This window comes from Pseudomonas borbori, assembly GCF_900115555.1.
Lineage (GTDB): Bacteria > Pseudomonadota > Gammaproteobacteria > Pseudomonadales > Pseudomonadaceae > Aquipseudomonas > Aquipseudomonas borbori.
The window spans coordinates 86422-111265 of record NZ_FOWX01000010.1 but is presented as its reverse complement, the minus strand read 5'-3'; the positions used below and the strand labels follow the sequence as shown (position 1 = coordinate 111265).

Here is a 24844-nt window from a genome sequence, read left to right as displayed (position 1 = left end):
AGTCCTCGGCGGGGTGGGATGCCATCCGTTTTAGCCCTCTTCGCTTAAGCGCAGCTGAATGCGCGCAGCAGGCGAATTCAGCTGCGCTTAAGCCAGCAGGCCTAGCCTCTGATCATCGCCACCGGAGAGTCCCCCATGAAAGCCACATTGTTTGCCCTCGCCTGCGGCCTGAGCCTGCCGGCCCTGGCCGCGCCAGGGCATCCGCTGCTTGCCGGCTATGCCGCACAGGCCCGCCAGGAAAATCCAGCCTTCGACGGCTTTTCCGCCGAACGCGGCAAGGCCCTGTACTTCGCCGAGCTAACGCGCGACGGCAAGACCATGAGTTGCACCAGCTGCCACACCGCCGACCCGCGTCAGAACGGTAAAACCCCGGCCTACCGCAAGATCGAACCGCTGGCGCCGGTGGCCAACCCCGAGCGTTTCAGCAACCCGAAGAAGGTGGAGAAATGGTTCCGGCGCAACTGCGACGACGTCTTCGCCCGCGAATGCAGCGCCCTGGAAAAGGGCGACTTCATCACCTGGATCAACAGCCTGCAATAGGGGTAAGCCATGCACTACGGAAAACCTCTGGCTCTCGCCCTGCTGATGCTCGCGACGGCCGATTTCAGTCTTGCCAACGACGGGCACGGCTACAAGCGCCCCAAACGCCTGGCGATACCGGCCGACGCGCCGCAGCTATGGAAGGACGAGTGCAGCGGCTGCCACATGCTCTATTCGCCGGGACTGCTGCCGGCCGAATCCTGGCGCCAGCAGATGGACACGCTGAGCGACCACTACGGCAGCAATGCGTCGCTGGAGCCCGAGGAACAGCGCGAAATCGTCGATTTCCTGGTGCGCGCCTCGGCACCCAACCGCCTGCCGCTAGAACCTTCGAAAACGACTGGCGAGCCACCGCGCATCAGTCAGACACGCTGGTTCGAGCGCAAGCACGATGATGTCAGCGCAGCGAAATTCCGCCGTGAGTCGGTGGGCGGCCGAGCCAACTGCGTGGCCTGCCACCGCGACGCCGAGCGCGGCGACTTCGATGACGACCGGGTGAAGATTCCGCGCTGACGTTCCCTGACAACCTCTCGATGAGGTAAACCTGTGCTGACGCCATCCGCTGGCTCGCCAATGAATGGATGACGAGCAGGAGAAGCTGGGCGCGCCGCAGAACGGGAAGCCCCTGATGCCGCATCCGGCTACGGACAACCACAGCGCCCATGGTGCAACAGGCCGAAACACCGCGGGCCGTGGCTGACGACTCGCGGCGTTTGCTGATGTGGCGGCTAGCGGCGTTCTCTACCCTCGCTCGCCACAACCGACTTGATTGCCACCAGCGGCGGGGTTTCCGCCTCTGCGCTGGCCGCCTCCACCGCGGGTTCGCGCTCGCGGTCTGCCGTGTTGTCGGCCAGCAGACTGTCGGTCGCGGTCTGCAGGTACGCCCGCAGTTGCTCGCTCATGGCCCGGGCGATCGCACTCGCTGCCAACCGTTCGGCCTGTGGCTGTTCACCGAGACGGTAGCGGTACAGCTGCGGCTCCTGGCCCTTGGGCTGCACCAGGATGCGATCGCCGCGCAACATCGCCACGGTCTGATCGCTGCCCGAGGGCTTGATGATGCCGAAACCCGGATCGTCCGCAGCCAGGCTGAGCAGATCGCGCCCCCAGCATTGGTGACGCACCTCGCCGCCAAACCGGCCCATGATGGTCGGCACCATATCGACCTGAGTACTGACCACCTCGCGGCGGCTGCCGAATTTCTCGGTGATGCCCGGTGCGATCAACAGCATGGGCACGTGGAAGCGGTACAGGTCCATCTCGGTAAGCTGTTCATTGGCGCCGAAACCATGGTCGCCGACTACCACGAACAGGGTTTCGTCGAACCAGGGCATCTTGCGCACCTTGTCGAAGAACGCCCCCAGCGCCCAATCCGAATAGCGCATGGCGGTCAGATGCGGGTCCAGCGAGCCGTGCCCCGTTACCGCGTCTACCGGCAGCTGCTCCGGCAAGGCATAGGGGGTGTGGTTGGACAGCGTCTGCAGCAGTGCATAGAACGGCGCGCCACGATCCAGCTGCTGCAACTCGACAACGGCGCGATCGAACATGTCCTGGTCGGAGACGCCCCAGGTCGGGTCGGCCACCACTGGATCGAGGTAATCGCTGCGGCCTATGAAGCGGGTCATGCCCTGGTTGGCGAAGAACCCGGCCTGGTTATCCCAGGCGAAGTCGCCGTTGTAGAGGTAAACGTCGTTGAACGCGCGGCTGCCGAGCAGTTGTGGCAGACCGGAGAAGCGCTGTCCGCCTTCCGGTGCCTGCATCAGGTACTCAAAGCCGGGCAGGTTGGGAAAGCAGGCCATGCTGGCAAACATGCCCTGGTGCGTGTGGGTGCCGTTGGCGAAGAATCGGCTGAACAGCAGGCCTTCTTCGGCCAGCCGATCGAAGTTGGGGGTGATGCCGTCCCGGCTGCCCAGTGCGCCGACGAAGCGCCCGGCGAAGCTTTCCATCAGGATCACCACCACATTGCGCACGGGCAGCGCTCCGGCTGCCGGCGCCTGGTAATCACGACGCACCGCGGCGCTCTGTGCATCGACCAGTCGGTCATGCCCCGTCAGCAGCAGCTGGCGGGTGATCGCCCGCGCCTGCTCGTCCGCCATGGTCGGTTTCCAGATGTTCTCTCGATGGTTCGACATCCGGCTCTTGGCCGCGTCGTAGAGACTCAGGCTGCCGTTCAGGCCGAGATGGTTGGCGAACATCGAATCGGTGGTGAAGGCATCGCCCCAGCGCAGCGGCGGGCCCTGGCGCAGGGTGCCGCGCGCCGCCACCAGCGCAATCAGCACCAGCACCAGCAGTACCGCACTACGCTGCGCCCAGCCTGCCCCACCAGATCGCTGCGGGCAACCCTTCGGCAAGCGCATCGGGCGCCGCGTCAGCCGTTCCAGCCAACCGAACAGGGCGAACATCAGCGCGCTCAGCAACGCCCAGGCAGCCAGCAGCTTGAGCACCGGGAAGCCGTGCCAGAGCATGCTCAGCACAGTGGCCGGGTCTTCCTGCAGATACTGGAACACCAGGCTGTTCAGCCGCTGGTGGAACTCCCGATAGAAGTTGAGTTCGATCAGCCCGAGCAGGATCGCCACGCTGGCGCACCCGCTCAGCCAGATGCACAGCAGCCGCCGCGCAGCCATGGCACGCAGGCTCAGCGGCGCCAGCAACAGCGGCACAAGGATATACACGCACACCCGCAGATCGAAGCGCGCGCCGTTGACGAAGGCTTCGACGAAACTGGCCAGTGGCGTGGTGCCGATCAGTTCGCGGTTGAACCCGAGCAGGCCCAGGCGCAACAGGGCGAACATCGACAGCAGCGCCAGGGCGCTGGCGGCGGTGAACGCCAGGTGCTGGCCCGAATAACCCGCGAAGGGCCGTTCAATGGATTTCATGGGAGTCCTTGTTGACGCTGGGCACGCAGGTTCATAGCAGAATCACGGCCCAGACCACTACGACCAGGCTCAGACCCAGCAGTTGCGCGGCGCTGCCCATGTCCTTGGCCTGCCTGGAGAGTGGGTGCCATTCGAGGGAAATACGGTCGACGGTGGCTTCGATGGCCGAGTTGAGCAATTCGATGATCAGCCCGAGGAACACCACGGCGATCAACAGGGCCCGCTCGACCCGGCTGACATCGAGCAGGAAGGCGACAGGAATCAACAACAGATTGAGCAGCACCAGCTGACGGAACGCCGCTTCGCCGCTATAGGCCGTTTTCAGGCCCGCCACCGAATAAGCCCAGGCATACCAGATACGGGAAAACCCGCTACGCCCTTTCATGGCGTTGCCAGTTGTGGCTGTCGAATCAACTGGCATGCCGATACACCCCGCCGGGATTGGCAAAGGATGCATCGTAGGCAAGCCGCAGCAGGCGCCAGTCGCACTCGGGCATGTCCTGACGGTGACGATACAGCTGGCGCAAATCATGTCGCGAGGCGGCTGAGCGACGCAGACGGCGACGGCTCTTTTCCAGATCGAGCAGGGCGATCTCGACCCAGGCCACATCGGCCTGGCCGTGAACCTTGATGAACACGTGCTTGGGATAGCAGCAGCCATGCTGCCAATGGGCGTGGTGAAGTCGGCTCAGGGTGAGCCCCAGGTTCTGCAACAGCTGCCGGTGAATCCGCATGCCCCACTGTTCATGCAGCTTGCCGCGGTACCAGTCGTGCAAGCTGACAAAGCCCTGGAGCTCCTCGGTCACCAGCAGCGCCTGCCACTTCCCGGCCTCCTGGCGGGCGCCGCAGTAGACGATTTTCGGTACCCGTATGCCGATGCGCGCCAGGGCGTTCAACGCCTGCCGCTCGCGCAGAATGGTGGGGCGGCCGAAGGGGTGCAGCAACGAGCGATACAGATGGCCAACCTGGCGCTTGCAATAAAGCGCCGGCAACGAGGGGCCACGTCGCTGCAAGCGCTGCACACCGCTTTCGCCATCGCGGCGCTGGTTGGGTGCCTCGACCCATTCGCCCTGGGTGTTCCACCAGCGCTGGAAAGTGCTGGTCAGGGCTTCACGGGCGGGCAGGATGAGCGGTCTGTGCATGTTCAGTTGCTCTTGCGCAGCACGTAGACCCGCCACATGGCATAGCCGGGGAGAAAGTCGTTGCGGCCGAGAATGTCGAAGCCGGCCTGAGCGAACTCCGCCTCGATCACCGAGCGCGCGACCACGAAGCGGTTCTGGTTGTCCCTGGGCGAGCGGCGGCGTTCCAGGCGCTTGCGTTTCCAGGCCTTGTAGTTGCCATCGACCCACAGCGAAACGATCAGGGTGTCGCGGCTGACCCGGTGGAATTCACGCAGCATCGCCAGGCGGTGCTGCGGGTCGGCAATGTGGTGCAGCAGGCGCATGCAGAAGATGCAGTCCACCGCGTTGTCGCCCATGTCGATGGCGAAGGCCGAGGCTTGAAACCGCTCCACCCGTTTGACCACTTCCAGCGGCTGTGCAGCCTCGGCGATGGCCAGCATGTCGCTCGAGTTGTCCGCGGCGAAGATCATCCGGCTCGGATGTTCGGCCAACAGCGGCCAGAAGCGTCCGGCGCCACAGGGCAGATCGAGCACCAGGTCGGGATCACCGGCCAGCTTCAGCGCGCGGCGTGCCAGTTGCTCGTCACGCCAGTGCGACAGACGCCGGGCCAGGCCGTCCCGATGCTTGAGCAGGTATTGATGGGCGTGCGCGCGGTCGTACTTGCGCGAGAACTCCAGTTCGATGGGGCCCGAATCGCTCATGGCAGGTACTCCTCTGAAAAGCGGAACGCCAGACTAACGAGACACACATCAAGCCCCTGTCAAAAGGATGTGAAAAAACCGTCACGCCGGGTCGGATCCGAGCACCACCTGAAAACAACTGCCCTGGGGCGGGAGCTGCTGCACACTGACCGTCCAACCCTGGTGCGCGCAGATCCGCTTGACCAGTGACAGCCCGAGCCCGAGCCCCTCCCCACGCGCCTCGCAACCACGCACGAACGGCTGAAACATGCGTTCCTGCTGTTCCAGCGGAATGCCCGGACCACTGTCCTCGACGCGAAAGCCGCCATGGCCCAGGACCAGCCGTACCACACCGCTTTCGGTGTAATGCAGGGCATTGCGCAGCAGGTTGGACATCACCGTACCGAGCAACGTCAGGTTGTACAGGCCGCTGTCATGGCCCTCCTCCACGCACTCGAAATGCAGGCCTTTTTCCCGCAGCAGCGGCGCCCAACGCTCGACCTGCTCCTGTGCCACGCGGGCCAGGGTGGCATTGCCGCCGAGGGCGCTGGTCTCCGGGCGGGCCCGGGCCAACAGCAGAAAGGTCTGCACCAGCTCGTGCATTTCCTGCGCAGCACGCTGGACCCGCACGGTCTTCTGCCTCGCCGGCGCGGGCAACTCGGCCTGATCGAGCAACTCGCAAGCCCCGAGGATGACCATCAGCGGCGTGCGCAACTCGTGACTGACGTCGCTGGTGAACAGCCGCTCACGCTCCAGCGTCTGCCGCAACTGGCCAAGGGTGCTGTCGAACGCCGCGGCCAGATGACCGACTTCATCGTCGGGGTATTGCAGCGCCAGCGGCGGTGCCAGCGGGTGCAGCTGATCGCGATGACGCACCTGCTGCGCCAGCCGCGTGACCGGCGCCATCACCCGCTGCGCCATCAGCCACCCCAACCCCCAGGCGCCGACAACGCTGAGCAGAAACCCCGCCAGCACCACATTGAACAGTACATTCTCGCGCGCCTCGAACTCGTGCTGATCCTCGACCAGCACATAACGTTCGCCGGCAATATCACGCACATAGACGTAATAGGCCTCGTCGCCGCGCACCAGTTCGGTGAAGCCCTCGTCGAGCGCGGCCAGGCCTTCTGGCAGCGCATACCGCGGCAAGTGGGAGGCGAAGAAGCGGGTGCTGGCATCCAGCTTCGGCGGCTGCCCGCGGGGCAGATCCTCGCTCAGCACGGTATCCATCTCGCGGCTCAGCGCCTCGCTGACCAGTTGCTCCTCGATAAAATGCACCACCGCAACGATGCTCAGGGCGAAGGCGCCGCTGACCACCAGGGTGGTCAGCGTGAAGGCGATGACGATGCGCCGGGCAAGCGGCTGTTTAGCGATCATCCTCGTCCTCCGCCAGACGGAAACCAACGCCATGCAGGGTGTGCAGCAGCGGTTTGGCGAAGGGCTTGTCCAACGCCTGACGCAGCTGATGGATATGGCTGCGCAGGCTGTCGCTGTCTGGTGGATCCTCACCCCACAGCGCCTCTTCCAGCGCCTCGCGGCGCACCACCGCCGGACTCTTCTGCATCAGGATCGCCAGCAGCTTGTGGCCGATGGGGTTGAGCCGCAGCGTCTGACCGGCACGGGTGGCCTGCAAGGTGTCGAGGTCGTAGTGCAGGTCGCCGACCTGCAACTGGTGCCTGCGGGCGCCCTGGCTGCGCCGCAGTATCGCCTCGATGCGCGCGACCAGTTCGGACAGGGCGAAGGGCTTGATCAGGTAGTCATCGGCGCCGGCACCGAGCCCCCGCAGGCGATCGCCCAGAGCGTCACGGGCGGTGAGCATGATGATCGGCGTATCACGCCCGGCGTCCTCGCGCAGACGCTTGCACACCTGATAACCGTCGATGCCCGGCAGCATGATGTCCAGCACGATCAGATCGTAGTGGCCGGTCGCGGCCAGGTGCAGACCACTGAGCCCGTCCTCGGCGCAGTCGACCCCGTAACCCTTGAGTTCCAGATAATCCAGCACGTTGGCCAGGATGTCGCGGTTGTCTTCGATAACCAGGATGCGCATGCATAGCTCTCGGCGAATGGGTCAGGCCGCGCTCAAGGCAAGGCTAGGCGCGGCAAAAACAGCAGATCGAAGGTGAAGCAAACGTCAGCCGACGAGCCCCTGGCTCACCCAGCCAATATGCACCACGCGACTTAAGACTGCCTTAAGAATGAGCACCAATAATCGGCTCAGACATTCAACCGAGGCTCCCCCATGGAACTGCCCTGGGTAGATCAAACAGACGCACTGGCACGCATCGGCCGCGAGCAGCCGCTGACCCTGCAACTGGCCCGGAGTGGCCAGGGCGAGCGCCGCGAGGCGCTGGAGAAGTTTATCCGGGAGCGCTTTGCCCTTCACTATCAGGCGCGCATCCAGCACTTCATGCCTTGCCTGCTCGGCCTGCATGCCAGCAATGGCGAGGTGCAGGGCGCGGTCGGCCTGCGCAGCGCCCAGCGCCGCCCGTTGTTCCTCGAACGCTACCTGAACGAGTCGATCGAACAGGCGATCGGCCGGCGTTGCGGAGGCGCAGTGCCGCGCGAAGAAATCGTCGAGGTGGGCAACCTGGCCGCCTTCGGCAACGCCTCGGCACGCCTGCTGATCGTGGCGCTAACCGACCTGCTGGTCGCCCAGGGTTTTCGCTGGGTGGTGTTCACCGGCACGCCGGCCTTGCTCAACAGCTTCCAGCGCCTGGCCCTGACGCCGATAGCGCTGGGACTCGCCGATCCGGCGCGGATGGGCGATGAACTGGCCGACTGGGGCAGCTACTACGCCAGCCGCCCACAGGTGATGGCCGGCGAGATCCTGCCCGGTCACCAACGCCTGCTGCAGCTCGGGGCCTATCCGCGCCTCGGCTACCAGCCCTTGTTCAACGTCGGGGAGGTAGCTCATGCAGCCTGCAGTTGAACATTTCTGGCAGCAGCTCGAGCAACACAACGGTGTCGCCCTGATCGAAGGCGAACGCAGGTTGAGTTACGTCGAGCTGCGCCACGAGGTGCAAGCCCGCGCCAATCACCTGAAAGAACTCGGCGTGCGGCGCGTCGCCCTGGCCATGGACAACGGCCTGCAGTGGGCACTGTGGGATCTCGCCCTGCTGCGCGCCGGACTGGTCTGCGTGCCGCTGCCGGGCTTCTTCTCCCCGGCACAGCAACAGCATGTGCTGGATCACGCAGGCATCGATTGCCTGCTCGGTGCGGAAAATGAGCTGACCCGTAGCAGCGGCTTCGCACCAACCGCGCCCGGACTGTTGCAACGCCAGCAAGCAACGGTGACCGAGGTGCCGAGCGGCACACGGAAAATCACCTACACCTCCGGCACCACCGGCCAACCCAAGGGCGTCTGCCTCGATGCCGAGGCACAGCTCGAGGTTGCCGCCAGCCTCTGGCTGGCCAGCCGCAGCTGCGACGTGCAGCGCCACCTCTGCGTGCTGCCGCTGGCCACCCTGCTGGAAAACATCGCCGGGCTTTATGCGCCGTTGCTGGCCGGTGCCAGCGTCGAGCTGCGCCCGCTGGCCGAGATCGGTCTCAGCGGCGCCAGCGGCTTCGAGCCGTTGCGCTTGATCGGCACGCTGCGCGCGAGCCAGCCGCACAGCCTGATTCTGCTCCCGCAATTGCTCCTGGCACTGGTCAACGCTGCGGAGCAGGGTCTGTCGCTACCGACCTCGCTACGCTTCATTGCCGTTGGCGGTGGCCGCGTGGCGCCACAGTTGCTGCAGCGTGCGGACAAACTCGGACTGCCTGTGTTCGAAGGCTACGGCCTGTCCGAGTGCGCTTCGGTGGTCTGCCTGAACACCCCCCAGGCGCGCCGGATCGGCAGCGTCGGCCAGCCCCTGGCGCACGTCGAATTGCGCCTGGCCGATGATGGCGAAGTGCTGGTGCGCGGCCCCCACATGCGTGGTTATCTCGGCGAACCGCCGCTGGTCGACGACTGGCTGGCGACTGGCGATCTCGCTCACTGGGAGAACAGCTTTCTGATCCTGCACGGGCGCAAGAAGCACCAGTTCGTCACGGCCTACGGACGCAACGTGAATCCCGAATGGGTCGAGGCCGAACTGCTGCAGCAGACGGCAATCGCTCAAGCCTGGCTGCATGGCGAAGCGCTGGCGGAGAACGTCGCCGTGTTGGTGCCGCGGCGCGCCGACTGCAGCGACGCCGAACTGGATGCTGCCGTGGCGACAGTCAACCAGAGCCTGCCCGACTATGCCCGCGCGCACCACTGGCTGCGCGCCGCGCAATCGTTCAGCGCCGCCAACGGCCTGGCCACCGCCAATGGTCGCCTGCGCCGCACGGCTCTGTTCAACCATTACCAGCCGGCCATCGAGGCCGTGCAGAAGCCGATCCAATGAGGAGCACCATGGAATTCTTCGAGCAACTGCAACACCAGACCCGCAACGAGCGCGAATACCTGCTCGGCGCGCCGATTTTCGCGGCCGCATTTGACGGCAGCGCCACGCTGGAGCAATACATCGCCTTCCTCACCCAGGCCTATCACCACGTCAAGCACACGGTACCGCTGCTGATGGCCTGTGGCGCGCGGCTGCCGGAGCGGCTGGAATGGCTGCGCGAGGCAATCGCCGAGTACATCGAGGAAGAACTCGGCCACCAGGAATGGATCCTCAATGACATCCGCGCCTGCGGTGGCGACCCCGACCGCGTGCGCAACAGCCAGCCGGCGCTGCCCACCGAGCTGATGGTCGCCTACGTCTACGATCGCATCGCGCGGCACAACCCGGTGAGTTTCTTCGGCATGGTCAACGTACTGGAAGGCACCAGCATTGCCTTGGCCAGCCAGGCGGCCGGCGTGCTGCAGGATCGGCTGCAGCTGCCGGCCCAGGCCTTCAGCTACCTGACTTCCCATGGCAGCCTCGACCTGGAGCACATGGAGCTGTTCAAGAAACTGATGAACCGTCTCGACAACGAGGACGACCAAACCGCCGTACTGCATACCGCCGCGGTGGTGTATCGCCTCTATGGCGACATCTTCCGCAGCCTGACGGGCACAGGGCACGACCATGCAACTCAATGAATGCCGGGCCCTGCTCACCGGCGCCAGTGGCGGGATCGGCCAGGTGCTGGTCGAGCAACTCTGTGCCGGCGGCGCCAAGCTGCTCCTGGTCGGCCGCGATAACAGTGCGCTGGAGGCCCTGGCCCGACGTTATCCGGGGCAGATCAAGCTGGTCTGCGCCGATCTCGGCCAACGCGACGACCGGCACCGGGTGCGCGATGCCGCGCGCCGCTTCGGCGGACTCAACTGTGTGATCCACGCCGCCGGGGTCAACCAGTTCAGCCTGCTGGAGCAGCAGGACGAAGATGCCATCGCCCGGCTGATCGAAGTCAATGTCACCGCCACCCTGCAGCTCACCCACCTGCTGCTGCCGCTGCTGCGCCAACAATCGAAGGCCCTGCTGGTCAATCTCGGCTCGACCTTCGGCTCCATCGGCTACCCGGGCTTCAGCGTCTACTGCGCCAGCAAGTTCGCCCTGCGCGGGTTCTCCGAGGCGTTACGCCGGGAACTCGCCGACAGCCGGATCAAGGTGCTCTACATCGCCCCGCGCGCCACCCGCACGACGATGAACAGCGAGCAGGTGGTGGCGATGAACGACGAGCTGAAAGTCGGCATGGACGCGCCCGCCAGCGTCGCCACGCAGATCGTCCAGGCCATCGCCCGCGAGCGCGAGGAGCTCTATCTCGGCTGGCCGGAGAAGCTCTTCGTGCGCCTCAACAGTTTGCTGCCGCGCCTGGTGGACCAGGCACTGCGCAAGCAACTGCCGGTGATCAAGCGCTTCGCCCGGCGCCCGACGGACACCGATGCGCCGGAGCCCCCAGCCATTAACCCTTCCCACGGAGATACACCATGAAATCCCTGTTCGGCATTTGCCTCACGCTGCTGGCGCTGTGCAGCCAGCCAAGCTTTGCCCTCAACCCCGCCAGCGAGACGGCGTTGCAGCAACTGCAGCAACGCTGGGCCGAAATCAACTATCAACTGCCGGCGGCGCAACGCGAAGCGGCATTCGCCAAACTCGCCGGCGAGGCCGAACAGGCCCTGGCTCGCGAGCCCGATGCAGCCGAACTGCTGATCTGGGACGGCATCATTCGCAGCACCTGGGCCGGCGCCAAGGGTGGGCTCGGCGCACTCGGCCTGGCCAAGCAGGCCAAGGCACGCTTCGAGCAAGCGCTGGCACTCGATCCGCAGGCGCTCAACGGTTCCGCCTACACCAGCCTCGCCAGTCTCTACTATCAAGTGCCCGGCTGGCCGATCGGCTTCGGTGACGATGACAAGGCCGCCGAACTGTTCCGTCAGGCCCTGGCAATCAACCCGCAAGGCATCGACCCGAACTACTTTTACGCCGGTTTCCTGGTCGACCAGGACCGCTACGCCGAAGCCCGCAGCGCGCTGGAAAAGACCCTGGCAGCCCCCGATCGGCCCGGACGCGCAATTGCCGATACCGGTCGCCGCAACGAAGCCCGTAAACTGCTCGACGATGTCGACAAAAAGCTGGAATAACCCAACGCAGCGGCGTTGAATGCTGCACAAGCTCTCAAGCCCCACTGGAACATCCATGCGCCTATTGTTGGTAGAAGATGACCGCGCACTCGCCGAAGGCATTCGCACCGCGCTCAAGCCCGAGGGTTACACCGTCGACTGGCTGCAGGACGGCGCCAGCGCGCTCCATGCGCTGAGCCATGAGAGTTTCGAGCTGGTAATTCTCGACCTCGGCCTGCCACGGCTGGATGGCATTGAACTGCTCAAGCAGCTGCGCGGCGCGGCGAATCCGGTGCCGGTGCTGGTACTGACCGCCCGCGATGCCACCAGCGACCGGATCGCCGGGCTCGATGCCGGCGCCGACGACTATCTGGTCAAGCCGTTCGATGTCGCTGAACTCAAGGCGCGTCTGCGGGCGCTGCTGCGGCGCAGCTTCAACCGCCCACAACCGGCGCTGGAATATCGTGGCATCCGGCTCGACCCGCTGGATCAGCAGGTCAGCTACCTGGGTAACCCGGTCAACCTGCCACGCAAGGAATTCCTCCTGCTGCATGAACTGCTGGCCCAGTCCGGCCGGGTACTGACGCGCGACAAGCTGCAGCAGGTGCTCTATGGCTGGGACGAAGAAGTCGAAAGCAACGCGCTGGAGGTGCACATCCACCACCTGCGCAAGAAATTCTTCCCCGAGTTGATCCGCACCGTGCGTGGCGTCGGCTACCTGGTGGACAAATGCTGAGACGCTCGATCCGCAACCGCACCCTGGCACTGGTGCTCGGTGCACTGGTGCTGTCGTTGAGCCTGATCTCCTATCAGAGCTACCGCGATGCGGGTCATGAAATCGAAGAGTTGTTCGATGCCCAGCTGGCGCAGAGCGCCCGACTGGTACAGGGGCTGGTGGTGCGCGAAATGAGCCCGCAGGTGCGCCAGTCGCTACAGGCCGCCCTGGACGAAGCGGTCAACGTGCAGCGCAGCCGGGGGACTCCCGGGCATGTCTATGAGACCAAGCTGGGTTTCCAGGTGTTCGCCGAAGATGGCGGCACGCTGCTGCAATCGGCCGGGGCTCCGCAGGGTGCACTGCAGCAACTGCTCGCCGGGGCCGGCGCAGCGCCGGCGCAACCTTTCGCCCGCCTGGCCAGCGGCTACCACGAGGTGACGCTCGACGCCCACGACTGGCGCCTGTTTCTGCTGCACGATCGCCAGGACGGCTTGTGGATTCTGGTCAGCGAACGCGACGACGTGCGCGGCGAACTGGTCGGCAAGATCGCCCGGCGCAGCCTGCTGCCGGACCTGATCGGCCTGCCGCTCCTGGCGCTGCTGATCTGGCTGGCGGTGGGCTGGGGCTTGCGCCCGCTGGAGCAGATAGCTCAGCTGCTGAAAAGCCGCGACCCGGACAATCTCGCGCCGCTGCTGCTGGCCCCGCTGCCCTTGGAGCTGGAGCCGGTGGCCGCTTCACTGAACCGCCTGTTGCAGCAGGTCAGGCAACTGATCGAACGGGAAAAACGCTTTATCGCCGATGCCGCCCACGAACTGCGTACGCCGCTGGCGGTGTTGCGCATCCACGCGCAGAACGCCCTGCAGACCCACGACGAAACCGACCGGGCACAGGCGCTGGAGCAATTGATAGCCGGCGTCGATCGCACCACTCGGGTGGTCGCCCAGCTACTCACCCTGGCGCGCCTGGAACCGAACGCGCAGCAATTGCGCATGCAACCGCTGGATCTCTCGACCCTGGTTCGCGACACCCTGGCGGAGCTGACGCCGCTTGCCATCACCCGCGAGCAGGAGCTGACCCTGGACGCCGCAGAAGGCGAAGACTTCAGTCTGATCGGCGATGCCGCCAGCCTGGCGACACTGTTGCAGAACCTGGTCGGCAACGCTCTGGAATACACCCCAACCGGCGGACAGATTCAGGTGCGCCTGGAACCCCGGGCGGACAACCTGATAGTGGAGGTGGCGGACAGCGGCCGTGGAGTGCCCGCCGAACTGCGCCCCCAGTTGTTTCAGCGCTTCTTCCGCCAGGGCGAAGGCCAGGGCGCCGGACTCGGCCTATCGATCGTCGCGCGCATCGCCGAACTGCATGGCGCCGACGTCGAGTTGCTCGACTCGCCGCTGGGCGGGCTGCGGGTCAGCGTTCATCTGCCCCGCTCGGTCAATCCGCAGAGCCCCGTGTGCCGCTGAATGCCGCTTGCGCCTGTCCTCTAAACGCGTGCTCCCACTACGGGAGTGGGTGGCCGGCACGGGGATCGGGATTCGGCAAAGCCCGGTGGTGCAGGTGCCTGGTCCGTACCCGAGTCCTGGAGCGCTAGACAGGGCAGCGTCCCGCACCAAGACAAGTCCGCCCTCGCCGCCCATAGCAAACCCGCCACAGCTGCGCCTGCTGGAGTCCGACAGCCCGTGGTAACCTTGCGTTCATTTCAAAGCCGCTGGGGCGCAAAGACTTCAGCATGCGGGGCGCATGTCTACGCCAGGTGGATGGCTGGCGAGCCACACAACCGGCACTGCGTGCAAAAGCCCTGAACCTGCCCCACACAATTCAACTACTTGCGCTAACTATCTGATGAATATGGCAACCCAGGATTTATCCAGCCACACCCCGATGATGCAACAGTACTGGCGACTGAAGAACCAGCACCCGGATCAGCTGATGTTCTACCGCATGGGCGACTTCTACGAAATCTTCTACGAGGACGCGAAAAAGGCCGCCAAGCTGCTGGATATCACCCTCACCGCCCGCGGCCAGTCGGCCGGCCAGGCGATTCCCATGTGCGGGATTCCCTACCACGCCGCCGAAGGCTATCTGGCCAAACTGGTCAAGCTCGGCGAGTCGGTGGTCATCTGCGAACAGATCGGCGACCCGGCGACCAGCAAGGGCCCGGTGGAACGCCAGGTGGTGCGCATCATCACCCCCGGCACGGTCAGCGACGAAGCCCTGCTCGACGAGCGCCGCGACAACCTGCTGGCCGCGGTACTCGGCGACGAACGGCTGTTCGGCCTGGCGGTACTGGATATCACCAGTGGCCGTTTCAGCGTGCTGGAGATCCAGGGCTGGGAAAACCTGCTGGCCGAACTGGAGCGCCTCAATCCGGTCGAGTTGCTGATCCCGGACGACTGGCCCCAGGGCCTGCCGGCGGAAAAACGCCGCGGCGCACGCCGCCGGGCGCCCTGGGATTTCGAGCGCGACAGCGCGCACAAGAGCCTCTGTCAGCAGTTCGCCACCCAGGACCTGAAAGGCTTTGGCTGCGAGAACCTGAGCCTGGCCATCGGTGCCGCCGGCTGCCTGCTCGGCTACGCCAAGGAAACCCAGCGCACCGCCCTGCCGCACCTGCGCAGCCTGCGTCATGAGCGGCTCGACGACACCGTGATCCTCGACGGCGCCAGCCGCCGTAACCTGGAGCTGGACGTCAACCTCGCCGGCGGCCGCGACAACACCCTGCAGTCGGTGGTCGACCGTTGCCAGACCGCCATGGGCAGCCGCCTGCTCAGCCGCTGGCTGAACCGCCCGCTGCGTGACCGCGCCATATTGGAAGCACGCCAGGAGTCGATCGCCTGCCTGCTGGAACGCTACCGCTTCGAAACCCTGCAGCCGCAGCTCAAGGAAATCGGCGACCTGGAACGGATCCTCGCCCGCATTGGCCTGCGCAACGCCCGGCCGCGCGATCTGGCGCGTCTGCGCGATGCCCTGGCGGCCCTGCCGACGCTGCAAATGGCCATGGCCAACCTCGAGTCGCCGCACCTGGCGAACCTGGCCAGCACCGTCAGCACCTACCCGGAGCTGGCCGAGCTGCTGTCCCGCGCCATTATCGACAACCCACCGGCGGTGATCCGCGACGGCGGCGTACTCAAGACCGGCTACGACGCCGAGCTGGACGAGCTGCAGTCGCTCAGCGAAAACGCCGGCCAGTACCTGATGGACCTGGAAGTGCGCGAGAAAGCCCGCACCGGCCTGGCCAACCTCAAGGTCGGCTACAACCGGGTGCACGGCTATTTCATCGAGCTGCCGAGCAAGCAGGCCGAGTCGGCCCCGGCCGACTATATCCGCCGCCAGACCCTCAAGGGTGCCGAGCGCTTCATCACTCCCGAGCTCAAGGAATTCGAGGACAAGGCCCTGTCGGCCAAGAGCCGCGCCCTGGCCCGCGAGAAGATGCTCTACGAAGAGCTGCTGGAACGCCTGATCGGCCACCTCGGCCCGCTGCAGGACAGCGCCGCGGCCCTGGCCGAACTGGACGTGCTGAGCAACCTGGGCGAGCGCGCGCTGAACCTCGATCTCAACCGGCCACGCTTCGTCGACGAACCCTGCATGCGTATCGAGCAGGGCCGTCATCCGGTGGTCGAACAGGTGCTGACCACGCCCTTCGTGGCCAACGACCTGAGCCTCGACGACGACACGCGCATGCTGATCATCACCGGGCCGAACATGGGCGGTAAATCCACCTATATGCGCCAGACCGCGCTGATCGTGCTGCTGGCCCATATCGGCAGCTTCGTCCCGGCGAAAAGCTGCGAGCTGTCGCTGGTCGACCGCATCTTCACCCGTATCGGCTCGAGCGACGACCTGGCCGGCGGCCGCTCGACCTTCATGGTGGAGATGAGCGAGACCGCCAACATCCTGCACAACGCCAGTGAACGCAGCCTGGTGCTGATGGACGAAGTCGGCCGCGGCACCAGCACCTTCGACGGCCTGTCGCTGGCCTGGGCGGCCGCCGAGCGACTGGCCAAGCTGCGCGCCTACACGCTGTTCGCCACCCACTATTTCGAACTCACGGTTCTGCCGGAAAGCGAACCGCTGGTGGCCAACGTGCACCTCAATGCCACCGAGCACAATGAGCGCATCGTCTTTTTGCACCATGTACTGCCCGGCCCGGCCAGTCAGAGCTATGGTTTAGCTGTGGCGCAACTGGCGGGTGTGCCCGGCGAAGTGATTCTGCGCGCCCGCGAACATCTGGCGCGCCTGGAAACCACCAGCCTGCCCCATGACTTGCCCCGCAGCGAGTCCGGACAGCCGACGACTCCACTGCAAAGCGATCTGTTTGCCAGCCTGCCGCACCCGGTGCTGGAGGAATTGATCATGATCAACCCTGATGATCTGACTCCGCGCAAAGCGTTGGAACTGTTATATACATGGAAGGCGCGAGTCTAACGCCCGCGCTCGCAAGCTGTTAGAATCCCGCGCGCTTTGGGGTACTGCGGCCTACTAGCCTGGCGTCGCAGTCATAGTTTCCCTAGCCGAGGGGCTGTTTATGGAAAACAGTCCCCGCGCCGTAGCCTGAGGAGAGAATTAGAAATGACCTTCGTCGTCACCGACAACTGCATCAAGTGCAAGTACACCGACTGCGTGGAAGTCTGTCCGGTGGACTGCTTCTACGAAGGCCCGAACTTCCTGGTGATCCACCCGGACGAGTGCATCGACTGTGCGCTCTGCGAGCCGGAGTGCCCGGCCCAAGCGATCTTCTCCGAAGACGAAGTGCCGGAAGATCAACAGGAATACATCGAGCTCAATGCCGACCTGGCCGAAGTCTGGCCAAACATCACCGAGAAGAAAGAAGCTCTGCCTGATGCGGAAGAGTGGGATGGCGTAAAAGACAAGCTGCAACACCTGGAACGCTAAGGCTCGACCGGCGTTCATTAAAAGACCCGCCTTGCGCGGGTCTTTTGCTTTCCTGCAGACAAAAAAAGGGGCGGTATTACCCGCCCACTCTTTTGTCCCTACTCCCTGTATTCCCTGCTCATCGTCCTGATGGAATCGCATCCTGCGATTGTCCTGACCCCAATCCTTGGTAGTCTGTGCCAGTCCCTAGGCACGGGGGTAATACTAGCGTTCTCCTGGCCTGCCACAAGCCTGCCAAATAACCTGAAAAGCTCAAAACCTGACAGCATAAAATAAAATAGCTTTATAAATCATATAGTTGAATTAACGCATCAAATTCAAGCAGCGACTTGCCTGCCATTCTTTCCCTTAATCGCTTACACGCCCTGTAAGTGATGACTTACACGCCACCCACAAAACCCCGGCCTGGCCCGCAAGGCTGTTCACTTATGCGGCCAGCCGGCTCGAGGCCGTAAGTCAGATAACACGCGCGTAGCCGGATACAGTCCGGGAACGATCGTTCAGGCGCCAGTCGGCCCGGATTTCATTGAGCTACAAAAAAAATGCTGCTCACTTGCCTTCAGTGAACAGCATTGCGGTCTGGCCTGGACTTTGTAGAAAAAAGCGGGAGCTACTGGAACAACGCCTCACTCGACAGGCCGTTCTTTTCCAGAATTTCACGCAAGCGCTTGAGTGCCTCGACCTGAATCTGCCGCACACGCTCGCGAGTCAGACCGATTTCCTGACCGACTTCTTCCAGGGTGCAGCTTTCGTGGCCGCGCAAGCCGAAACGCCGCACCACGACCTCACGCTGCTTGTCGGTCAACTCGGACAGCCATTGATCGATGCTTTGTGAAAGGTCGTCGTCCTGCAGCAACTCGCATGGATCGGTGGGCCGATCATCTGTCAGGGTATCGAGCAGGGTCTTGTCGGAATCCGGGCCGAGGGAAACATCCACCGAAGAAACCCGCTCATTCAAGCCGAGCATGCGCTTGACCTCCCCCACTGGTTTTTCCAGCAGATTGGCGATTTCTTCCGCCGACGGCTCGTGGTCGAGTTTCTGGGTCAACTCGCGCGCCGCGCGCAGGTAGACGTTGAGTTCTTTGACCACGTGGATCGGCAATCGAATCGTACGGGTCTGATTCATGATCGCCCGTTCGATGGTCTGGCGGATCCACCAGGTCGCGTAAGTCGAGAAGCGGAAGCCACGCTCCGGGTCGAACTTTTCGACCGCACGGATCAAGCCGAGGTTACCTTCTTCGATCAGGTCGAGCAGCGACAAACCGCGATTGACATAGCGGCGGGCGATTTTCACCACCAGGCGCAGGTTGCTTTCGATCATGCGCTTACGCCCAGCCGGATCGCCCTTCTGCGCCAGACGCGCAAAGAACACTTCCTCTTCAGGGCTGAGCAGGGGGGAAAAGCCGATTTCGTTGAGATACAACTGAGTGGCATCGAGCGCGCGGGTGTAGTCGATGTACTTGTGTTGCTTGCTGCCGGATGGCTTGGCTTTGCTGCGAGTGATTGGCGTTTCAGCCTGTTCACTCGATACATCAGTCAAGACGATACCCGTCTCCATCAGGAGCACTTCATCGTCGACGTCAAACTCCGGCGCTTCTTTTGGATTGAGTGCCATTATTGTTGTCCCTTGCTGAGTTCGACAGCAAGCCCGGGCGGCACCTATCTCCCTGGCGACACCTGAGCCCGTCCCTCCCACGTGATGGAACAGACGAGCGGCAGATCAACGGCGTGGCAAGTATTGCAGCGGATCTACAGGTTTTCCCTGCCGGCGAATTTCAAAATGAAGCTTCACCCGGTCGGCTCCCGTGGAACCCATCTCGGCAATCGTTTGCCCGGCTTTGACCTGCTGTCCCTCCTGCACCAGCAGCCTGCGGTTATGTCCGTAGGCACTTACGTAGGTATCGCTGTGTTTGATGATCAGCAACTCGCCGTAGCCCCGTAAACCACTCCCGGCGTACACCACTGAGCCATCAGACGCAGCCAAAACAGGCTGTCCCAAATCACCGGCGATATCAATGCCTTTATTCAAACTGCCGTTTGAGGAGAATCGCCCGATGACCACACCGCTGGCAGGCCAGGCCCAGCCTGACGCTGAGCGCTGTACCGGTTGCACCGCAGTGGTCGCCTGGGTCGCCTTGATTGGCGCCGGGGCCTGAGCCTGCGGCCGTGCAGCAGGGGCCTGAATCGGTGCAACCGGGCGGGCAACAGGTGCCGGCCGGCTCACCGCCGGCGCAACGGCAACCGCGGGCGCACGCGCCGGCTGACGACCGTCGAAGCGAATCACCTGGCCGACCCGGATCAGGTACGGCGGGACAATGCCGTTGCGAGCAGCCAGGGCTTTCCAGTCCCAGCCGAAGCGAAAGGCGATCGAATAGAGGGTATCGCCGCGGCGCACCACATATTGGCCGCTGGTCACCGGCTGACGCTGCTGTAGCGCCCCCCGGTTATTGCGATCGACGACCTGCACCCCTCCTGGTGGCGGACTGGCGCAACCAACCAGCAGCGCGCCAATCACCAGGCCAGTCAACAGACTCCGGGTGCTACTGCTGCAAATTCGCGGTTGAATGGCAGTGAAACTCACCCGTGTCTCCCTTATTTGGCTAGTGGCGTCTGCGGTTTGGCCGGTATTGTGCCGCAATTATTCGGCGCAGCCAGTGCTTTGCTGACGGTGACTGGCCAGCCACTCCAGCCCGAGCACCAACAGCACCCCTCCCAGAGCCAGGAGAATAGCCAAGAGCAGCTGTGGATCCTGTCCGCTGACCTCGGCAAAACGTCCTGGCAAGAGATTGGCCTGTAGCAACGGTACTGGCTCGCCGTGGCGGTCGGTTTGCCAGGTCAGGGTTTCTTTCCACGGCCAGAGCTTGTTCAGCGAGCCGAGCATCAACCCCGTCAACAACGCCAGGGTCAGGTCGCGCCAATGCACCAACAGCCAACGCAGCAACCCGGCAAAACTGACGATGCCCACCAGGCAACCACTGGCAAACAGTGCCAAGACACTGACATCGAGGCCTTTCACCGCCCCGAGAATGAAGGGATACAACCCCAGCAGCAGCAGGATGAAGCTGCCGGAAATACCCGGCAGGATCATCGCGCAGATGGCAATCGCACCGGCGCAGAAGATGCTCAGCGAACCAGTGCCCCACTGCACGGGCGAGGCCACTGTGATCCAGTAGGCGAAGGCCGCCCCCATGGCGAAACTGACGAAACGACTCCAGTTCCAGCGCTGAATTTCGCGGGCGACCAGGTGCGAAGACACCAGAATCAAGCCGAAAAAGAACGACCAGACCGGGATCGGATGCTCGGCCAGCAGGAAGGTGATCAGCCGCGCCAGACTGAGCACACTGGTCAGGATGCCGGCCAACAGAACCAGCAGGAAGGTCGCGTTGGCCGCCTGCCACGCGGCGCGGATACGACCGCGCACGAGCATGCCCAGCGCGGCGGGCACGCTGGCGATCGAACGCAGCAGCTCATCGTAGATGCCGCTGATAAAGGCGACGGTGCCGCCGGAAACGCCAGGCACCACATCGGCCGCGCCCATGGCGATGCCCTTGGTGAAGAGCAGGATATGTTTCTTCATGGATCCATCCAGTCGAACGCTAAAGATCAGGCCAGGGGCCCATTGAGCAAGGGAACGAAACGCACGGCATCCAGCACATGCCGGGCAAAGCCCTGCTCCTCACGGACGATCAGCAGCAGCTGCTGGACATCGCCGGCACCGACCGGAATCACCAGGCGCCCTTCCGGCGCCAACTGATCGAGCAAGGCCTGGGGCACCTCGCTGGCGGCAGCGGTGACGATAATGCCATTGTAGGGCGCCAGGGCCGGCCAGCCCTCCCACCCATCGCCCCAGCGGAACACCACATTGCGCAGATTCAGCGCGCTCATGCGTTCCTTGGCGCGATCCTGCAGGCCCTGGATACGCTCGACGCTGAAGACCCGCTCGACCAGCTGCGCCAGAATGGCGGTTTGATAACCGGAACCGGTACCGATTTCCAGCACCTTGTCCAACGGCCCCGCTGCCAGCAGCAGCTCACTCATGCGCGCCACCATGTAGGGCTGCGAGATGGTCTGATTATGGCCAATCGGTAACGCGGTGTCTTCGTAAGCGCGATGGGCCAGGGCTTCATCGACGAACAGGTGGCGCGGCGTGCGCCGGATCACCTCCAGCACCTGGGCATTGGACAGCCCTTCTTCGTACAGCCGCTGAATCAAGCGCTCACGGGTACGCTGCGAGGTCATGCCGATGCCGCGATGATGCAGTTCGTCTTGTTCACGCCTCATCAGAGCAAGCCCTCCAGCCAGGGTTGCAGGCTGCTGAGACCGTCCTGGAAGGTGCGATCGAGCTGCAAAGGAGTAACGGAGACGAAGCCCTGCATCACCGCATGGAAATCCGTGCCCGGTCCGCCGTCCTCGGCATCGCCGGCGACCGAAATCCAGTAGCCTTCCTTGCCGCGCGGATTGATCACCTTGACCGGAGCTGCCGCACGGGCGCGATGGCCCAGGCGGGTCAGTTGGATGCCACGGATGTGTTCCAGCGGCAGGTTGGGGATATTCACGTTGAGCACGGTGCGCGCTGGCAGATCCAGCAGCTCATGCGCCTCCACCAGCTTGCGCGCGAAGTAGGCGGCGGTCGCCAGATTGTCCGGCTGGCGCGAAAGCAGGGAGAAGGCAAACGCCGGACGGGACAGAAAACGTCCTTCCAGGGCGGCGGCCACCGTGCCGGAATAGAGCACGTCATCGCCCAGGTTGGCCCCCAGGTTGATACCGGCCACGACCAGATCCGCTACCTGCGGCAGCAACCCGTTCAAGCCCAGGTGCACACAGTCGGTGGGTGTGCCGTTGAGGCTGATAAAGCCGTTGGGCAAGGTGCAGGGGTGCAACGGACGGTCGAGGGTCAGCGAGCTGCTGGCGCCACTTTTGTCTTGATCGGGTGCGATCACCGCGCACTCGGCATAGTCAGCCAGGGCAGCATGCAGCGCGGCAAGGCCCGGCGCGGCCACGCCGTCATCGTTGGAAATCAGAATACGCATGGGTTGTCCGTCTGCCCTGCAGGCAACAGATCGACGAGTTCACGCACCAAGACGGTGGCAAAGCATCCAGCCGGCAGGACGAATTCCAGTTGCAGAATGTCAGGCTCGGGATAATGCCACGTCAAACCGCCGATGGGGAGGCGCAGGATACGCCGTTCGTGCGTCATGCCCGCTTCTGCCAACCATTCGACCAGGGCGCGCTCGTCCTCGGCGACCTTCTGCTCCAGAGCCTGGGCGACGCCACCGGCGGTCGAGACGCCCGCACCCCACAAGGGTCCGGTCGGGTGCAGATCGAGAATCGCCAGGCGCGGGTCGCTGCACTCGGCCTCTCCAGCCGGGAAAAAGCTGCGGCTATCGGTAAAGGCCAGCAGGTCGCCAGGCAGAGCCTGATTCCAGGTGCCGGCCGCCACTCGCTCGGCCAGCACCCTGTTGAACAGCAAGCTGCGCGCCGCCGAGAGCACGCGCGAACGCACGTTGCGCTGTTCGGGCAGGGTCTGGCGCTCGGCGAAATGCCGCGCATGGGCGATATTGCCGCCCTCGAAGCCAAAGCGTTGCAGACCGAAGTAGTTGGGAATGCCCTGGGCGGCAATCTGCGTCAGACGCCGTTGCAGTGCATCGCGATCCGCATTCAGCTGGGTCAGGCGCAGGGTGAAACCGTTGGCCGCATGGGCGCCACGCTGCAATTTACGCGAGTGGCGCACCTGCCTGAGGATGCACAGGCTGGCATCCTCGGCTGCACTCAGCTGCGGGTCGGCCTTGCCCGGCAGGTGCAGGCTGAACCATTGACGGGTCAACGCCTGGCGATCCTTGAGCCCGGCATAGCTGATCATGCGCAGCGGCACGCCGGCGGCGCGGGCAATACGCCGCGCGGCATCCTCGGTATTCAGGCCGCGCTTCTCCACCCACAGCCAGAGGTGTTCGCCCTCGCCAGCCAGGGCAATATCCAGCACCTCATCGACCTGGAAATCTTCCGCCACGGCCTTGAGCAGCGCCGTGCCGCAAGGCGCGCCATGGCCGCGCGGGCCGAGCAGTTCGAGCTCGTTCATCGGGCCACCAACAGCGCGACGGCGTGCACCGCGATGCCTTCTTCGCGGCCGGTGAAGCCGAGTTTCTCGGTGGTGGTGGCCTTGACGTTGACCGCGTCCGGCGCGACTTGCAGGTCCTCGGCGATCAGGGCGCGCATGGCCTCGATGTGCGGCGCCATCTTCGGCGCCTGGGCGACTATGGTGGCGTCGACATTACCCACCTGCCAGCCTTTGGCCTGGATCAGACCCAGGACATGGCGCAGCAGCACACGGCTGTCGGCGCCCTTGAAGGTCGGGTCGGTATCGGGAAAGTGCTTGCCGATATCGCCCAGTGCCGCGGCGCCGAGCAAGGCATCGGCGAGCGCATGCAGCAGCACATCGCCGTCGGAATGAGCGACCAGCCCGAAGTTGTGGGGAATCCTTACGCCGCCGAGGGTGATGAACTCACCCTCAGCGAAACGGTGCACGTCGTAACCGTGGCCAATACGCATAGTGCTCTTCATGGAAAATCAGGCCCTGCAGAAGTCAGGGCGTGATTCTACATGCAGGAGCCTGGCTGTAGGGTGTGCCGTGCATCTGCTGCGAACATGCGCCGCTGCTTACGCCAACGCCTGGGCATGATGACGCAGATGGTCTTCGATAAAGCTGGCGATGAAGTAATAGCTGTGGTCATAGCCGGGCTGCAGGCGCAGGGTCAACGGATGCCCGGCTGCTTGCGCGGCGTTTTTCAGTGCGTCCGGCTTGAGCTGGCCCTCGAGAAAATCATCGCGATCGCCTTGGTCGACCAGGATCGGCAAACGCTCGGCCGCTTCCGCGATGAGCGCACAGGCATCCCATTCGCGCCAGCGCGAACGCTCTTCGCCGAGGTAGCGGGAAAACGCCTTCTCGCCCCAGGGGCAGTTCATCGGGTTGCTGATCGGTGAAAACGCCGACAGCGACTGGTAACGCCCGGGGTTGCGCAGCGCGCAGACCAGCGCACCATGGCCGCCCATTGAGTGACCGCTGATGCCGCGCTTGGCCGAGACCGGGAAGTTGGCCTCGATCAGCGCCGGCAGCTCGCTCACCACATAGTCGTGCATGCGGTAATTGCGCGCCCAGGGCTCCTGGGTGGCGTTGACGTAGAAGCCCGCGCCCTTGCCAAAGTCCCAGGCATTCTCGGGGTCACCCGGCACATCATCGCCACGCGGGCTGGTGTCCGGCGCGACTATGACCAGGCCCAGCTCGGCAGCCAGCCGCAGGGCACCGGCCTTTTGCATAAAGTTCTCGTCGGTGCACGTTAGCCCGGACAGCCAGTACAGCACCGGCAATTTGACGCCCTGCTCTGCCTGGGGCGGCAGGTAGACGGCGAACACCATGTCGCAGTTGAGCGTGGTGGAGCGATGGCGATAGCGCTTGTGCCAGCCGCCAAAGCTCTTCTGGCAGGAAATGTTTTCCATGAAACCTCCAACGTAAGAGGAAACGA

General features: G+C 64.1%; 25 protein-coding genes. 11 read left to right on the top strand and 14 right to left on the bottom strand.

Annotated elements, in window-relative coordinates:
* The first annotated feature begins 135 nt into the window (after nt 1-135).
* Both BM315_RS09735 and BM315_RS09730 read left to right on the top strand, forming a co-directional pair.
* Nucleotides 136-540 carry a DUF1924 domain-containing protein gene (locus BM315_RS09735; RefSeq protein WP_090500338.1) on the top strand — a complete coding sequence of 135 codons (405 nt, stop codon included), beginning with the start codon at nt 136-138 and terminating at the stop codon, nt 538-540.
* Between the two features lie 9 nt (nt 541-549).
* A complete protein-coding gene (locus BM315_RS09730; protein WP_090500336.1) occupies nt 550-1053 on the top strand; it encodes a diheme cytochrome c in 504 nt (167 codons plus the stop codon).
* Nucleotides 1054-1268: 215 nt separating this feature from the next.
* On the opposite strand, the gene BM315_RS09725 is transcribed toward BM315_RS09730, so the two are convergent.
* The 6 genes from BM315_RS09725 to BM315_RS09700 form a co-directional block, all read right to left on the bottom strand.
* Nucleotides 1269-3413, bottom strand: a complete 2145-nt coding sequence (locus BM315_RS09725) for an LTA synthase family protein (RefSeq protein WP_090500334.1) — start codon at nt 3411-3413, stop codon at nt 1269-1271.
* 31 nt (nt 3414-3444) lie between these two features.
* The gene (locus BM315_RS09720; RefSeq protein ID WP_090500332.1) at nt 3445-3834 is read right to left on the bottom strand and encodes a diacylglycerol kinase; all 390 of its coding nucleotides are present in this window, start codon (nt 3832-3834) and stop codon (nt 3445-3447) included.
* Entirely contained in the window at nt 3824-4555 is a 732-nt protein-coding gene (locus BM315_RS09715; protein WP_090500330.1) for a lipopolysaccharide kinase InaA family protein, read from the bottom strand. The genes BM315_RS09720 and BM315_RS09715 overlap by 11 nt, the downstream gene beginning before the upstream one ends.
* A gap of 2 nt (nt 4556-4557) precedes the next feature.
* Nucleotides 4558-5235: a class I SAM-dependent methyltransferase gene (locus BM315_RS09710; protein WP_090500328.1), complete on the bottom strand. Its 678-nt coding sequence runs from the start codon at nt 5233-5235 to the stop codon at nt 4558-4560.
* A gap of 81 nt (nt 5236-5316) precedes the next feature.
* Complete coding sequence (locus BM315_RS09705) at nt 5317-6591, bottom strand: sensor histidine kinase (RefSeq protein WP_090500327.1); 1275 nt, start codon at nt 6589-6591, stop codon at nt 5317-5319.
* Entirely contained in the window at nt 6581-7264 is a 684-nt protein-coding gene (locus BM315_RS09700) for a response regulator transcription factor (RefSeq protein ID WP_090500324.1), read from the bottom strand. The genes BM315_RS09705 and BM315_RS09700 overlap by 11 nt, the downstream gene beginning before the upstream one ends.
* Nucleotides 7265-7456: 192 nt before the next feature.
* Here BM315_RS09700 and BM315_RS09695 point away from each other — a divergent pair, with 192 nt between their 5' ends.
* From BM315_RS09695 to fdxA, 9 genes are all read left to right on the top strand, one after another.
* A complete protein-coding gene (locus tag BM315_RS09695; protein ID WP_090500323.1) occupies nt 7457-8146 on the top strand; it encodes a thermostable hemolysin in 690 nt (229 codons plus the stop codon).
* Complete coding sequence (locus BM315_RS09690) at nt 8130-9584, top strand: AMP-binding protein (protein ID WP_090500321.1); 1455 nt, start codon at nt 8130-8132, stop codon at nt 9582-9584. Before BM315_RS09695 ends, BM315_RS09690 begins: the two co-directional genes overlap by 17 nt.
* An 8-nt stretch (nt 9585-9592) precedes the next feature.
* On the top strand, nt 9593-10264 hold the full coding sequence (locus tag BM315_RS09685; RefSeq protein ID WP_090500319.1) for an iron-containing redox enzyme family protein: 672 nt from the start codon (nt 9593-9595) through the stop codon (nt 10262-10264).
* Nucleotides 10251-11096 carry an SDR family oxidoreductase gene (locus BM315_RS09680; protein ID WP_090500316.1) on the top strand — a complete coding sequence of 282 codons (846 nt, stop codon included), beginning with the start codon at nt 10251-10253 and terminating at the stop codon, nt 11094-11096. Before BM315_RS09685 ends, BM315_RS09680 begins: the two co-directional genes overlap by 14 nt.
* Nucleotides 11093-11743 carry a tetratricopeptide repeat protein gene (locus BM315_RS09675; protein WP_090500314.1) on the top strand — a complete coding sequence of 217 codons (651 nt, stop codon included), beginning with the start codon at nt 11093-11095 and terminating at the stop codon, nt 11741-11743. The genes BM315_RS09680 and BM315_RS09675 overlap by 4 nt, the downstream gene beginning before the upstream one ends.
* Nucleotides 11744-11798: 55 nt before the next feature.
* The gene (locus BM315_RS09670) at nt 11799-12458 is read left to right on the top strand and encodes a response regulator (RefSeq protein ID WP_090500313.1); all 660 of its coding nucleotides are present in this window, start codon (nt 11799-11801) and stop codon (nt 12456-12458) included.
* Nucleotides 12452-13900 (top strand): sensor histidine kinase, encoded by a 1449-nt coding sequence (locus tag BM315_RS09665; RefSeq protein WP_090500310.1) that lies wholly within the window; start codon nt 12452-12454, stop codon nt 13898-13900. The genes BM315_RS09670 and BM315_RS09665 overlap by 7 nt, the downstream gene beginning before the upstream one ends.
* A 379-nt stretch (nt 13901-14279) precedes the next feature.
* Nucleotides 14280-16859: a DNA mismatch repair protein MutS gene (mutS, locus tag BM315_RS09660; protein ID WP_090500308.1), complete on the top strand. Its 2580-nt coding sequence runs from the start codon at nt 14280-14282 to the stop codon at nt 16857-16859.
* A gap of 144 nt (nt 16860-17003) precedes the next feature.
* Nucleotides 17004-17327 carry a ferredoxin FdxA gene (gene fdxA / locus BM315_RS09655; RefSeq protein WP_090500306.1) on the top strand — a complete coding sequence of 108 codons (324 nt, stop codon included), beginning with the start codon at nt 17004-17006 and terminating at the stop codon, nt 17325-17327.
* A 610-nt stretch (nt 17328-17937) separates the two neighbouring features.
* Here the strand turns inward: fdxA and rpoS are convergent.
* The 8 genes from rpoS to fghA all read right to left on the bottom strand — a co-directional run bounded on the left by rpoS (nt 17938) and on the right by fghA (nt 24818).
* Nucleotides 17938-18942, bottom strand: a complete 1005-nt coding sequence (gene rpoS / locus BM315_RS09650) for an RNA polymerase sigma factor RpoS (protein WP_090500304.1) — start codon at nt 18940-18942, stop codon at nt 17938-17940.
* 105 nt (nt 18943-19047) lie between these two features.
* Nucleotides 19048-19908 (bottom strand): peptidoglycan DD-metalloendopeptidase family protein, encoded by an 861-nt coding sequence (locus BM315_RS09645; RefSeq protein ID WP_090500302.1) that lies wholly within the window; start codon nt 19906-19908, stop codon nt 19048-19050.
* Nucleotides 19909-19965: 57 nt separating this feature from the next.
* Nucleotides 19966-20904 carry a polyprenyl-phosphate transporter gene (locus BM315_RS09640; RefSeq protein WP_090500300.1) on the bottom strand — a complete coding sequence of 313 codons (939 nt, stop codon included), beginning with the start codon at nt 20902-20904 and terminating at the stop codon, nt 19966-19968.
* 26 nt (nt 20905-20930) lie between these two features.
* Nucleotides 20931-21566: a protein-L-isoaspartate(D-aspartate) O-methyltransferase gene (locus tag BM315_RS09635; RefSeq protein WP_170862191.1), complete on the bottom strand. Its 636-nt coding sequence runs from the start codon at nt 21564-21566 to the stop codon at nt 20931-20933.
* A gap of 41 nt (nt 21567-21607) precedes the next feature.
* The gene (gene surE, locus BM315_RS09630; RefSeq protein ID WP_090500295.1) at nt 21608-22357 is read right to left on the bottom strand and encodes a 5'/3'-nucleotidase SurE; all 750 of its coding nucleotides are present in this window, start codon (nt 22355-22357) and stop codon (nt 21608-21610) included.
* On the bottom strand, nt 22345-23403 hold the full coding sequence (truD, locus tag BM315_RS09625; RefSeq protein WP_090500293.1) for a tRNA pseudouridine(13) synthase TruD: 1059 nt from the start codon (nt 23401-23403) through the stop codon (nt 22345-22347). The genes surE and truD overlap by 13 nt, the downstream gene beginning before the upstream one ends.
* A complete protein-coding gene (gene ispF, locus BM315_RS09620; RefSeq protein ID WP_090500291.1) occupies nt 23400-23873 on the bottom strand; it encodes a 2-C-methyl-D-erythritol 2,4-cyclodiphosphate synthase in 474 nt (157 codons plus the stop codon). The genes truD and ispF overlap by 4 nt, the downstream gene beginning before the upstream one ends.
* Nucleotides 23874-23981: 108 nt before the next feature.
* Nucleotides 23982-24818, bottom strand: coding sequence for an S-formylglutathione hydrolase (fghA, locus tag BM315_RS09615; protein WP_090500289.1), 837 nt, complete (start codon nt 24816-24818; stop codon nt 23982-23984).
* Nucleotides 24819-24844 lie beyond the last annotated feature (26 nt).